We start from the raw sequence: 13,114 nt of genomic DNA, 5'->3' as shown, positions 1-13,114 counted from the left end.
TGGTTGTACGATAAGTTTTAGCAGTATGTTTATTCATTTTGAAATTATAGGACTGAATAAACCTTATAGGCTAGGTTTGTGCAACAAAGCCGTTTGAAACTCAAAGTGAAAGGCGTCAGGGGGAAAAAAGGCTAGTTCAGCTTATAGAGTCTATCGATGCTCAAAATGGTGAAGGCTTTGATCAATATATTGATTTGGCTATATTGGATGTCGATAAAAATAGTGTTTTACGTGATTATTTTGCAAAGGAAAAATATCTATTATTTGAGCATGTCGATTACGTGCAGTATTTTAGTCAAAATAATACGCTTGATGGTTTCACAACAGCATTATCTACGGGGACGTTAGACAGCGCTGCACTATCATTGTCAACCTTAAAAATGCTTGAGACACTTGATGTATTTAAAGACAAGAAATCTTTAAAAAAGAAATTGATTACTTCCGAAAATGCATTTGATGATCCGAACGGGAGTTTTCGAAAGCCTAAGTCTGAAAATATACAAAAACTGAGCACGGAATATCATTGTGCCGCAGAAATTAAAAAAGGATTGATAGGGCAATTTCAAGGTAGAAAAAAAACCGAGACCATTAAACAATTGTCAGAAGATATTCAGTCACTTAAAGAAAGCTACAATAATCAGAAGTATGAAATAGCTAAAGATATTGCGCTTGTGAGTGTTCAGATTGCATTGATGACATGGTATCGGGATTACCTCGTGAGTGGTCAATCTTCAAATGTTTCTAGAGCAAAAGATGGGATTGCTCTGAGCTCCTTGGATACTTATAAATCCTCTTTCGCTGAAGATCTTTTTATGTATGTTGTTATTCATGACCTTGATATCTTTAAGATGGATGAGGAACAATTTGAGGAAGCATATGAATATATTTTAAGTGAAAAATTTATTGTTGATAAGCGCCGACAAAATAAAGCATCTAAAAATAATGTTAGGGAGGTGAAATATGATAGCTATGGTAAAGCTGTAAAAAATTTAAAAAAATTTCATAAAAGTTTAATGCATAATTTTGATGTTCCTCGAGTAAATTATTTAGACCAGTTAAAATCTGATGATCTTCAGATGTGTAGATCATCATATATAACCCCAGTGATGTGGGCGCATTTTAATAATTTGATTGGTCGCCAAGTTGAACTGAGTAAACAACAAAAAAGTATATTCAAAATAATTTGTATGCTTGCTTACCGCACAGGTTTAAGGATTGGTGAGATTCTTGGGTTAAGGCTGAGAGATTTGGCTATGACGGATTTGGATGTTAAAACAATTGGCTATGAGCGATATTATGATTTAACAGCAAGCAATCCTCAATTTATTAAAATCTTTATTCATAATAACTATCATCGTCAGGTCAAGACGACGAATGCAAAACGAGGAATTCGTCTTGATGAGTTGCTAACTGAACCTGAACTGAATGAATTTATTGGCTTAATCAAAAAGCATTTTAATGTAAAAGTTGATCAAAGAACGTTGGGGGCAGAAGATTGTTTTATCTTCCAAGATGAATTTGGTCAAATTTTTTCATCTCGTTTTATTGGTGCTAAGACAAAGGAAATTTTTGATACTTTATTCAATAACGAACCACATGATTATTCCTTTCATAGCTTTAGGCATACTGCGACAAACAATTTAGCTTTAATTTTGAAAGGAAGTGAAGCGTTAATCAGAAGTTGGATGGGCTACTCACCTGATCAGATTGCCAAAATTAAAAAATATTTATTGGGTGATACAGACAGTATTGCTGGACGTCAGGATGTTTGGAAGATTTTGGCACATTTTATTGGCCATTCATCTATTGAGATGACAGCCAACTATTACCTGCATTTTGGTTCAATGTTAGTAGGGGATGCATTATGTCTAGATGAAAGTAAAATATCAGCAAATATTGTAAGAGCTTTACTCTCTTGCAGAGTATTCAAGAAACAATTGAATACGTCTCAAATGAAAGAAAAGCTTGAATTAAAAGAAATCTTAGAGAAGATAGCCCCCAATTCAAAGATTATTCAAGAGGCAATATTTCCTGATCGGTGGCATACTCAGATATTAAAATGTGAAGATGTAGAGCAAACTGATAATGTAACCGAAAGGCTCAAACTGAAATCAGAATTGAATGATATTATAGATGTACTTTCAGGAAAAAATGAAAATCTGAAGTTGAAAGAAATTGGGAGAGACTTGGCCTCAAACCTGTATAAAAATAGACACTATCAACAAAAAAACGAAATTTCTAAAAGTAATCCTTTAGACATGCTGTTAAAGCATATCAATAGAAATAAGTCTGGAAATGTATTTAGCGAAGCTGATTTTGAAATTTTCACAGCTGTGCTGGATAGTAACTTTACGTTAGATTATTTTGAGCGCCGTATTCGTCTTATAGATGCTCGTATGGAGGTGTATATCCAAAGCGAAGTAGAGTATCAGGAGTTTGATAAATTTTGGGGTGAGTTAAAATTTATATACAAGCAGTTTAAAGAAAAAATTAAAATATCAAAACTGTCATGGAAGGAAATTAAAGCTGAACTTGAAGCGGCTAAAAGTAAGAAAGGGGTAAGCATAGTAATTAGTAATTACAACTATAAATATAATACCTGCCAAAAAATCTTTAGTGATTTATTTTTAGCAGTCATCTATCGCCGTTGGAGTTTAGCCCAGATTAATGATTAATTACTGCGTTAAATAATTTAACAAGTTTAAGAATGTGATTTCAAAAAATGGAGACGGACTACATGAAGGATACCCATATAGATGTAGATCATTGTATTCAAGAAGCTTTACAAGGAAATATCGTTTATTTATACGATAATTTATATTTAGTAAGTGCTGAAACAGCCTTACAGCAAGTCCTTATACCTGAGCATGTTTGCTGTACAGCACCATATTGGGTCATTGGATATAAGTTGCCTAAACCGATTCAAAACCAACAGGAATTAGAGTCATTATTTACATGGCATAACTTTTTTACAGAATTTGCTAGCAATGCTGATGAATTTAAAGAGTTTAACCCTAGGGGCGAGTAATGAAACTTTATAGTGTCAGCCCTTATAGTTTTTAAATTCATCTTCATGAGTACATGATAACTTCAGTATTGACTGAATATTAAAGGATTATTTGTGAGTCGAAGTGTAAAGAGGCAACTCAGTTTCTTTTTAATCGTACTTTGCGGAGTAATTGCCTATAATTATGTGGCTACTCGTCAAATAGAACATACGGTGGTGAATTCTAGCGTTCAAGAGCGAGAGCGAGCATTTATGCAAAAACGAGCTGAATACATAAAAAATCACGGTGAGACCAGTATGGCTGATCAAGAAATTAAGCAAGAACTGGCATTCAGAAGAGCACATTTTTTAATTAATAGTTCGTCTTCGTATCAGAGTGCTAAAGAGCAAGATCTTGAAAAATTTGTAAAGTGAGATAGATATTGTGGTAGATCGGGTTGTTTCTAAAGATAATGCGAAAAAAGCCGATGAATCCTCAGTAAAAAATCAAAAAGATGAAATAATAAAGGATGATTATATCCAGACTATATTAAACGGAGCTAACCAACTTCCTACGAAAATCGTCAGAACTGATCAAGATAAGCTGGAGTTTTTAGAGGATTGATTTTAAAACATTGTGTGAATTTTATTTGATCGTTGTGATTTTAATGAGGGATTGCCGGATAGCTAGATCATTACCCAATTTTAATTCATGTCGTAGTTTGTTAATCTTAATTTCAGATAAAAATCAAGGAGACAATTAATGTCGAGAAAAGTAATAATGACTACAAATGAAAGACGTCTTCAAGCATTAAATCAAATGCGTGCTAGCTACCGTGGTGTACAGCTTTTAAGGCAAAATAGAACTAGATTTATGCAGCATAGTACTACTGTTCAATCTGGCTTGTTTTCCACAAGCGACAGTAGGTATCCTGCATGTGATGAACTATCAATGGAAACGGATGAGAGTGATGTGTTGAAAGAAACTGCTGAAGCTATGTACGCATCTACAGGTGATACAATTTGGTTAAGGTTTTAAATATAAAATTCAAGCGCTTTATATCGTTTCAATGAGCAGAGTTCAAAATTGCTTGAGTACGTCGTCAATTGATATTTCCTCTTCCACATAGAAAATACCATTTTGATCTGCTTTCATTTTTTTAATAGTCATACCTTCAAGCTTGGCAATCTCGATTAAATCGTCAAGTATTTGATCTGCAATTTTATTTTTCCAATCATTTTCTGGGTCTAAAGGATTCGACATGAGTTTCTCCTAGTTCATGGTGTAGAAGCTAAATCAACAGTACTATAGGATGTATGATATTAGAGTTGGTTTAAATTGCTTCAATACGAGTATGACTACTTAAACTTCGATGATCAAATTTTCTCTAAACCCATTTTTACCTTGCTCTGGTGGATAACCCAAAGGATTGATCACTAATCTACATCCATCGACTACAGTATCCACTGATGTATGCGTATGTCCTGCAATCCATAATTTAAAGCCTTTTATATCTAAGTCATTAATAAAATAGGGATTGAGTGCTGATGCAACAGGATGCGTACCCCAATATGGATCAAGACAAGCTAAATGAGGTGGAAAATGCGTAATAACGATCACATGATCTTGCCCTCTAAACTGCATAATATTTTGATGATATTTTTTAAATAGTTTTATGTAGTCATTAGTAGTTATAGTTCGGTTATCACTGCCAATCATTATTTGATCAAAATCGTAAATCGATTGTTCAGCATCTTTTTGGGACTGTAAAAGTACCTCAGGAGATGTAAGTGGTGAATTGGAGCGAAAGTTCGTAAACAGCGTGCCACCTACAAATATTTTATCTTGAATTTTGATATGGTTATCATCAAGTAGCGCATTTTCAGGGTAATTTTCTTTTAAAAAATCTACGACTGAATTGTAGTTAGAGTTGTAGTAATCATGATTGCCCAAAACAAAGATAAACTTTTTATTTAGAGATTTACATTTTTCGGCAAATTCAATTGCACCACTTAAGCGATTAGAAAAATCACCAGCGTGAATAATGACATCAGCTTGCTCTGATATTGAATATTTTGAATTGTGAGTATCCGATAAAATATGCAGTTTCAATCTACTTCCTTTATTAAAATACGCTGGTCAAATATACACGGCTTTATTCCAATCAGTTTACATCAACTAAATATTGTAGAAAAATTATAAGTTACTCAACTGTATTCTTAAGCCTCTAAAAATATAGGTAATAATTTTTGAATCAATTGATTAAATATTAATCATAAAATTTGACCAATTGAATTTATGCACATAAGATAAAGATGTTACAGCAAAATCTGTGACCAGGCGTGGAAACCTGAATTTACTACAGAAGCAGTAAACCGCTTTGGCGGTTTTTTGCGTTAACTATGTTTAGTCTATCGTAATGGTAGGCCAAGCAGGGCAGTCTATGACTGGCCGTCTTCTGTAGTACGGTATTTCCACCCCTGTTTGGCTTGCCTCCATCTCGTGGAAAAGTTGGAAGCTTGTTTGTAATTAATTACTACAGGAACTAGACATGAACATTTTCTATAATATCCCTTATTTTCTCCAAGCTATTTCTTCTGTTCTTAAAGAATAAAATTTTCGAAATAAATTTTCGTCATGTTTAATTAATTTTACTTTTATAAATTTCGTAATCTTACGAGATATAGAGAAGTATTGCCTAGAGAAAATAAAATGGCCCGTACTAAGCTTTTGACCAATATTATTCAAAGAAAAATGATGGTGCCTGACGAAATGTCGCACTCAAATCTGCACCATAACTTTGAAATATCACTTTATGACTTCGCCAACCATGAGATTCTAGAAAAACTATATAAAGCAGACAATCAACGCTCCACAGAGTGCTGGAGCCCTGCTGAAATTCAGGAGTTTATTCTAAACTGTTTGAATGATCGTAATGTCAATTTATGCGTTCGCTATTGGAAAGATGCTGCTGGTAATATTTATATCATCGATGGTGGGCACAGGATTTCAATTATCTATGCTTGGATCAAAAGATACTTTATTGATGAGCAAGTAATAGGAGCCCCAAAATTCACGGCACCACAAAAACGAGATATTCGTCAGATTCGTAATCGATTAGGTGGATTAGCTGATTTTCAAGAGTTATGTAGCGATTCTGAGTTTCAGCAAAAATTAAAATCAACCAAAATTAATTTTATTGAAGTCATTGGGACACCTGAGGAAGCTCGAAAAGCCTTTTGTTCAATCAATTCGGATACGAAACGATTAGATCCAGATGAAGAATATCATTTACAGAATAGGGGGAGTGATGCTTTTTATGTGATTTATGCGTGTTGTTATATAAACGATAATAAATCCAACTTGGCTGAACTGAATTACGAGCGGATAAATGAAGTGATCACTTTGGGTGAGCAAATTCATGATCATCTTTTTAAGATAATACTTTTAGAGCCGGATTTAACACACGGTAAAAAAATCGGCTTGGTCAATGAACTCTTGAATATCATGTTTGGTGATACTAGTCAGAATACTGTGAATATAGACCAAGGTCAGCGTGTAGAAAATTTAATGCTAAAACTTAGAGTTGTGCTGTGTCGTATCGCTACACCACCAATTAGTATTCGGATTCCAAGTTTGGGCTTACACCCAAAACTATATTTTTATAAAGATAATCGTTTTCAAGTAACATCCTTTTTGGCCTGGTTCTCTATCGTCTGTGAAATTGAACAAGACTGTTTTGAAATACAGAATAAAAAGATAGATTTTATTGGATTTACTCGAGCACGCCGTGGTGTTGAAAGTTTAATTGAAAAAATTCCTGTGGCGATCAAAGAAACTGTCGGTAAGTTTGGTAGCGGCATCAGATCACATGAGCGATTGAAGAACGTGTATCAAGCCTTTATCTGTATTGGACTCAATATGGATTTAGATTTTGAAGATGAAGTTTGTTTGAACACCGTCATTCTTTCGATGAGTCAATCATTTGATTATATTAATTTTAATGATTTTTACCTTGACCGTTTTGGTGGTGATTATGATGAGAGTATTGTGGATGATGTTGTGAGCTTTGTGCAATCAGTAAGATCATCAAAGAAGAAAAAACCTCTAAATTTTTCACTCGCGACCAAAAGAAATCTTTATCAACGTGAGGAAAGGAAAACTTGGAGCTATTGCGAAGTATGTGATAGCGCCCTATACCTTGAATCGACTGAAGTAGATCATCGTGAATCAAAAGCAGAAGGTGGTTACGGTGTTTTAGAAAATGGAGCAATTATTCATCCGATATGTAATCGTTTTAAGTCAGATCGTGATTTGGATGAAGTAAGGGCTGATTTATTTGAATAGTTTGATGTATACAAAATGATAGAGAGCTTTTGCTTTCTATCAGTATATTTAAATATTATTAAAAACGATTGTGTTTTCTGTATATCATTTAAATTTAACAATAATTTAAAATATTTAGTGTTAATTTTTTCAATCAATTGAATATCATCTACAATAATAGTACTCTCCCTGGAGAAATTTCTCCAGTGAATCTTTGTTGCAATGAAATCTGATATTTTTAATTTACATTTTTCGGGTCATGAAACCTTTGCACTACGCTATGGTTGGCTAAATAAAGCATATAATAATTTTAGTTTAAATGAAAAAGATATTGAAAAACAAGTTGTTGAGCTTGGTGTTGGTAAAAACATGGTTAACAGTATTAAATACTGGGCTGAAGTTTCAGGGTTGGTGCCGCTCAAAGATTCTGAGAATAGTAAACAAAACTATAAAACTGCAATAAGTGAAATTTTTGCAAAATATGATACTTACTTAGAGTTGAATGAATCTACTTGGTTACTACACTATTTTATTCAAAAAAACTTTACTGATCTAACACTTGCTCGCTGGTATTTTAATTATTGTAATAAACAAGTCTTTGAGAAATCTGAATTACTTAGTGATCTTATATTTTGGCTTGAAACAAACGGTTTGAAGCTACCTTCGGAAGCGACTTTGCAGAAAGATTTAGATTGTTTCATTCTTTGTTACGCAAAAAAACTAAGTAAGAAACAGCTTAATGAAGATGCTTTTATTTCGCCATTAAATGAACTAAATCTAATTTATCAGGTGGATTCTCATAAGTTTAAAGCTGATCTACTTGAGCAAAAAAATCTTTCAGTGGATATATTTTTATATTGCTTAACAGATTTTTGGCAAACGCATTTCTCGGAAGCTCCTTCACTAAGTGTAGATATGATTTCGACTTATCCTGGAAGCCCTGGTCGCTTATTTCGTTTAAATAATGCATCGGTTGATTATTTCTTAAATCAATGTGCAGTTATTGACGATCGTTTTAACTGGACTGATACATTAGGAATGCGAAGCTTATCTTGCTTGGATATCAAAAATGTAAATTTAAACGAACTACTGGCTAATATTTATCGTGAGTATCAGAAATGAATCAAAACTATAAATTAAATCATTACTATGAAATTCACGTAAACCATCTACTTTCGACACGACTTGATAGTGACATATCGAAGGAATTTTTTGAGCGAGTAATTTTTCATGGAACAGCGTACAACTCATTGAAAACAATAGTTGATTCTTTTTATGAAAACACTCAATCCGCTTTTACTTTGACAGGTGGATATGGCACGGGTAAATCTACTTTAGCAGCGATTTTATCAGGGCTTTTACATCCAAATGATGAAATTAGAGTGGCTGCTAGAGCCCTAGTACAAGATTCTGATTTACTTAAGCAAATTGATAAAAATTTCAAGTTATCTAGTGATAAACCTTGGTTGATTATTAAAGCAGTCGGAGGGGTAACTTCACCTGTTGAGCTGTTTTATAAATCCATCCTAAAAGCACTTCAAGATGCTAATCTTATGGATGTGTTTGAAGGTGACTTATTTTTTCTGCCAGATCAGATAGATAGCGATCATCAATTAATTGAATGGATTGATGAAGTATTTAGAGCATTAGATGGAAGAATTTCGGGTAGTTTACTTATCTTAGATGAGATGGGTAAGCTTTTAGACCATATTGCTAGAAATAATGGTGATCTACATTTATTCCAGGATTTATCTGAGAGAATCAATAGACTTTCTACTAAGCAGTGTCCTTTTATCTTTTTAGGGATTTTGCATCAGGCGTTTGCTGACTATGCAAGAGGGATGAGTCATCATATCGCTTTAGAATGGACTAAAATTCAAGGTCGTTATGTTGATATCTCATATCGAATTTCATTAGATGAATCGGTCGCACTTGTTTCTAAAACAATAAAAGCAAGAGAAACTCAAATTCCAGAAGCTATTACAGCTGTAAATAATGCCTTAGTAACTAAAGTTGTAGGTTCTATTAAATCTCGATTGACAGAGAATAGTCCAAAACTGAATGTATATCTGCAAGAGGCATTGCCACTACATCCATTAACTACGGTACTTCTGGGGATTATTTCTAAAAGTAGCTTTAGTCAAAATGAACGTAGTATTTTTAGTTTTCTCTTGTCAGTCGAACCTTTTAGTTTTAGAAAGTTTCTAGAGTCAGAAGTTAATCTAAACTCAACTTACACGATTGTTGATTTATGGGATTACTTAAGTCAAAACTTGCAACACCAAATCCTAAGTTCTAAAGAAGGGCATTTATGGGCAATCGTTGAAGAAACTCTAACTTTACTTAGTAAAAATCTAAGTAAAAAAGAGGATTTAACTCCGGAAAGTGAAGAGTTATATCCTAACGTGATTAAAGCAATTGCAATGCTTAATATGTTTGGTAAGTCTTTAGGTATTTATCCATCAGTAGATTTAATTGCTCACGCATTACCATCTTCATCAAAAAACCTAGAAATTCTCCCTGTATGTTTAAAGAATCTAGAAGATTGGGGAGTGATTACTTATTGGAATCGTACAAAGTCTTATGAAGTTGTTGAGACATCTGAACTCAATATTCAGCAATTGTTACAAGAGAAGTTAGAGGCATTAAGTAACCAACAAAATTATTTTGAGCACATCAACTATAAGGGCAATTCAGTACTTGCAAAACGCCACTACCATGAAAGGGGGGTAATGCGTTGGATGGATCAGCATCTAGTAAATGATCTTCCTGGACTAGAACGTCTCATAAGTAAATCTGAATTTATTAAGTCAAAAGCTTTTGCGCACTTTGTTTTAATAACCGATCAAGCTCTTAATTCAACGAAACTAATTGAATTATCAAAGGAACATTCTCGTATTGTTATTGCTAAGTTAGATAAAATTAGTGAATTATTAAGCTGGTCCAAAGAAATTTATGCACTAAATGAAATTTTTAGAGAATTGCCAAAACTGATGCTGGACACTGTTGCGAAAAAAGAATATGAGCAACGGTTAAATTATGCATATCAACAGGTCGATGATCTATTTAGTCAGTCATTTGAATCAGTGGAATGGTACTGTAAGGGAAACCTTTTAAAGGGTAAGTCTTTATCCATTATTGTCTCTGATTTGGCTGATGAGCTATATGAATCATGTCCAAAAATCCTAAACGAATTGGTTGTTCGACATGATGTTTCTAGCTCTGCAGCTGCTGGTCGTAAAAAACTATTAGAAAATATGTTGGAGAATTCGAATCAAGAAAATTTAGGTATCGAAAAGTTCCCACCAGAAAAAGCAATTTATTTGTCTTGTATTAAACAATTAGGCTTACATCAGTTTAATGTGGAGAAGATGGAATGGGTATTTGATTTTCCTGTCTTAGATGAATCTAATAGAGATCAAAGTGAAAATTTAGAGCGTGTTTCGAAATTATTTCAACATGGATATAAAATTTTCACAGATACAAAGTCTTTAGTTCCTTTAACAGAGCTTTATAAAGTATGGTCAGATACGCCATTCGGTATTCCTCAAGGTGTATTACCAATATTTGCTTTAACCCTTTTGTTGGCTAAAGAAAAGAGCCTTGCTTTTTATGATAAAGATGTAACTCAAGAATTTAAGTTTATTAGTGAAATTGATGATGAGTACATCAATAAGCTGGTTAAGCGACCTCATGAGATTGCGGTTAAATATATTAAAGAGCCTGCTGAAAAAAATAGGTTTATCAATCTTCTAGCAAATAGCATTAAAGATATTTTTGACAAAAATATAGAGGCTACCCCTTTAGCTGTAGCACGCTTTCTAGTTTCATACACTGTGAAGCAGTCTAGTTGGGCTAAGTTTTCTAAGGATAAAGAATATTTTGACGAGAAGGTGCAGTTATTAAGATCATTCCTTGTTAAGGCAGATGATCCTTACAAATTGCTTTTTGAAGACTTGTATGATGTGCTTGAGGTTTCTACAAGATCTGATGATCTAGTTCTTGCAGATCTATCAAATTTACTTGGTAGTTTTATGGGTGCAAAGCCAAATCTACTTAAAAATTTTGAAGGTAGATTACGTAAAGAACTCGGTAATATCACACCTGAAATCATTCAAGAAGCAGATGCAGTGAGCAAGTTTGCAGCTGATTGGAAAATGAAAAAATTTGCGGAACATCTATCTAGAAGCTCAAAAGAGTCAACTCAATGGTTGTCAAATTTAATTACATTGCTGGGTCAGGTACCAGAAAAAGATTGGACAGATGATAGTCTGAAAAAAGCTTTTGAAGCTCTGCCTGGTTATGTCCAAAGATTTAAGCAACTAAGCTTTTTTGCTAGAAATGCTGAGAAATCAGAACAAATTTCATCTAATAAGCGATCCTTAGCAGTAATTATTAACACGGATCAAGGTCTTGAAGAATATAACCGAGACGTCATTGTAGATTCGACTATTGAGGATGATTTAAAAAAATTGCAAAAAGAGCTACTTAAAAAGGTGAATACTTTTGACCTAAGTGACGATGCTAAAGCAATGGTATTATATGGGTTGCTTAAAGATTATTTACATCCGATTGGTGAGGACAAAGCATGACCCTTGAAAAACCAGTAAAACATGTCCTAGGGCTTTCTGGTGGTAAGGATAGTGCTGCGCTTGCTGTCTATATGCGAGACCACTATCCTGAGTTAGATATTGAGTATTTTTTCACAGATACTGGTAAAGAATTGCCTGAAGTCATGGATTATCTAAACCAATTAGAATCTTACCTAGGTAAACCAATTTTGCGCTTAGGTTCAGATAAAGATTTCGATTACTGGTTGAAGGAATATAATCATTTTCTTCCGTCTGGCCATCAACGCTGGTGTACTGTTCAGATGAAATTAGTACCATTCGAGAAGTGGGTAAAACCATTTCTTGATGAAGGGTACGAAATTATTAGTTATGTTGGGATTCGTGCAGATGAGCCTTGGCGTGAAGGTTATGTGCCAACTCAAAAATTCTTAACGACCAAAATGCCATTTGCTGAAGATGGTCTAGTTAAAGAGGATATTATTAATATTCTAGAAGGAACTGGATTAGGTCTTCCTAAATATTATGAATGGCGTTCACGTAGTGGTTGCACATTCTGCTTTTATCAAAGAAAGATTGAATGGGTGCGTTTGAAGGAAAGACATCCTGATAAATTTGAGGAAGCAAAGTCCTACGAAAAAAAGTTGAATGATGATAAATCTACAAATGGTGAAACTTATTATTGGATGGGTAAAAATACACCGTTAACTACACTTGAAGATCCAGATCGTGTGGCGCAAATTAAAGCTGACCATGAGAAAAAGCTTGAGAGATTTAAGAAGAAGCGTCGTCGTAATGCGCTATATGATGATCAATTGATTGAAATGATTGATTTAGATGCACTGTATGACGATATCGAGGGTGGTGGTGCTTGTGTGACATGTTATAAATAAAAAATAACTCGCCTTTCGGCGAGTTATTTTTTATTTATTGTATGTTAAACATATTGAATATATTATAATTTTTTAAAGGGTATTCATTTATTATAGGTTTGAGATGGCTGACGTAACGTCTGCATTTGATGCGCATTCACTGAGTGTTTTTGATCTATTTAGTAAGCCGGGACAATTTTTGTATGTTCCATCTTATCAACGAAAGTATTCTTGGGGGAAAGATAAAACTACTAAATTTCTAAATGATATGGTAATCCCCCCTAAAAATAATAGGATCTAAAAGTAGAATTTTCTCTTAAGATACGAGCAGGAGATTCTGCATGAAAACATCTAAATTTAC

Annotated in this window: 11 protein-coding genes; 9 read left to right on the top strand and 2 right to left on the bottom strand. The window is 33.7% G+C overall.

Annotation, left to right across the window (positions count from 1 at the left end; all coding sequences use genetic code 11):
* The first annotated feature begins 203 nt into the window (after positions 1-203).
* The 5 genes from NI461_RS13060 to NI461_RS13040 all read left to right on the top strand — a co-directional run bounded on the left by NI461_RS13060 (position 204) and on the right by NI461_RS13040 (position 4,025).
* Positions 204-2,675: an integrase gene (locus tag NI461_RS13060; RefSeq protein ID WP_253157541.1), complete on the top strand. Its 2,472-nt coding sequence runs from the start codon at positions 204-206 to the stop codon at positions 2,673-2,675.
* A gap of 62 nt (positions 2,676-2,737) precedes the next feature.
* Complete coding sequence (locus tag NI461_RS13055; protein ID WP_005236317.1) at positions 2,738-3,028, top strand: hypothetical protein; 291 nt, start codon at positions 2,738-2,740, stop codon at positions 3,026-3,028.
* Between the two features lie 93 nt (positions 3,029-3,121).
* Positions 3,122-3,421 (top strand): hypothetical protein, encoded by a 300-nt coding sequence (locus NI461_RS13050; protein ID WP_005236314.1) that lies wholly within the window; start codon positions 3,122-3,124, stop codon positions 3,419-3,421.
* A gap of 10 nt (positions 3,422-3,431) precedes the next feature.
* The gene (locus NI461_RS13045; protein WP_168384534.1) at positions 3,432-3,611 is read left to right on the top strand and encodes a hypothetical protein; all 180 of its coding nucleotides are present in this window, start codon (positions 3,432-3,434) and stop codon (positions 3,609-3,611) included.
* A 138-nt stretch (positions 3,612-3,749) separates the two neighbouring features.
* Positions 3,750-4,025 (top strand): hypothetical protein, encoded by a 276-nt coding sequence (locus NI461_RS13040; protein WP_253157538.1) that lies wholly within the window; start codon positions 3,750-3,752, stop codon positions 4,023-4,025.
* Positions 4,026-4,067: 42 nt separating this feature from the next.
* Here the strand turns inward: NI461_RS13040 and NI461_RS13035 are convergent, their stop codons facing one another.
* The gene (locus NI461_RS13035; RefSeq protein ID WP_005236300.1) at positions 4,068-4,250 is read right to left on the bottom strand and encodes a hypothetical protein; all 183 of its coding nucleotides are present in this window, start codon (positions 4,248-4,250) and stop codon (positions 4,068-4,070) included.
* A 99-nt stretch (positions 4,251-4,349) separates the two neighbouring features.
* Positions 4,350-5,099, bottom strand: a complete 750-nt coding sequence (locus NI461_RS13030; protein ID WP_208011828.1) for a metallophosphoesterase — start codon at positions 5,097-5,099, stop codon at positions 4,350-4,352.
* Between the two features lie 600 nt (positions 5,100-5,699).
* On the opposite strand from NI461_RS13030, the gene NI461_RS13025 reads away from it, so the two are divergent.
* The 4 genes from NI461_RS13025 (at position 5,700) to NI461_RS13010 (ending at position 12,774) form a co-directional block, all read left to right on the top strand.
* The gene (locus NI461_RS13025; RefSeq protein ID WP_253157534.1) at positions 5,700-7,334 is read left to right on the top strand and encodes an HNH endonuclease; all 1,635 of its coding nucleotides are present in this window, start codon (positions 5,700-5,702) and stop codon (positions 7,332-7,334) included.
* Positions 7,335-7,535: 201 nt separating this feature from the next.
* Entirely contained in the window at positions 7,536-8,435 is a 900-nt protein-coding gene (locus NI461_RS13020; RefSeq protein ID WP_168417017.1) for a DUF4007 family protein, read from the top strand.
* On the top strand, positions 8,432-11,905 hold the full coding sequence (locus tag NI461_RS13015) for a hypothetical protein (RefSeq protein ID WP_168417016.1): 3,474 nt from the start codon (positions 8,432-8,434) through the stop codon (positions 11,903-11,905). Before NI461_RS13020 ends, NI461_RS13015 begins: the two co-directional genes overlap by 4 nt.
* Positions 11,902-12,774, top strand: coding sequence for a phosphoadenosine phosphosulfate reductase family protein (locus NI461_RS13010; protein ID WP_168417015.1), 873 nt, complete (start codon positions 11,902-11,904; stop codon positions 12,772-12,774). Before NI461_RS13015 ends, NI461_RS13010 begins: the two co-directional genes overlap by 4 nt.
* The last annotated feature ends 340 nt before the right edge of the window (positions 12,775-13,114 follow it).

The sequence above is a fragment of the Acinetobacter sp. S4400-12 genome, assembly GCF_024129495.1.
Taxonomy (GTDB): domain Bacteria; phylum Pseudomonadota; class Gammaproteobacteria; order Pseudomonadales; family Moraxellaceae; genus Acinetobacter; species Acinetobacter lwoffii_C.
This window is presented reverse-complemented; position numbering and strand designations above follow the sequence as displayed.

What these genes read in the sequence shown, in the direction of transcription:
- NI461_RS13055 (WP_005236317.1), top strand. Translation starts at nt 2,738, where the DNA reads ATGAAGGATACCCATATAGATGTAGATCATTGTATTCAAGAAGCTTTA.
- NI461_RS13040 (WP_253157538.1), top strand. Translation starts at nt 3,750, where the DNA reads ATGTCGAGAAAAGTAATAATGACTACAAATGAAAGACGTCTTCAAGCA.
- NI461_RS13035 (WP_005236300.1), bottom strand. Translation starts at nt 4,250, where the DNA reads ATGTCGAATCCTTTAGACCCAGAAAATGATTGGAAAAATAAAATTGCA.
- NI461_RS13025 (WP_253157534.1), top strand. Translation starts at nt 5,700, where the DNA reads ATGGCCCGTACTAAGCTTTTGACCAATATTATTCAAAGAAAAATGATG.
- NI461_RS13020 (WP_168417017.1), top strand. Translation starts at nt 7,536, where the DNA reads ATGAAATCTGATATTTTTAATTTACATTTTTCGGGTCATGAAACCTTT.
- NI461_RS13015 (WP_168417016.1), top strand. Translation starts at nt 8,432, where the DNA reads ATGAATCAAAACTATAAATTAAATCATTACTATGAAATTCACGTAAAC.
- NI461_RS13010 (WP_168417015.1), top strand. Translation starts at nt 11,902, where the DNA reads ATGACCCTTGAAAAACCAGTAAAACATGTCCTAGGGCTTTCTGGTGGT.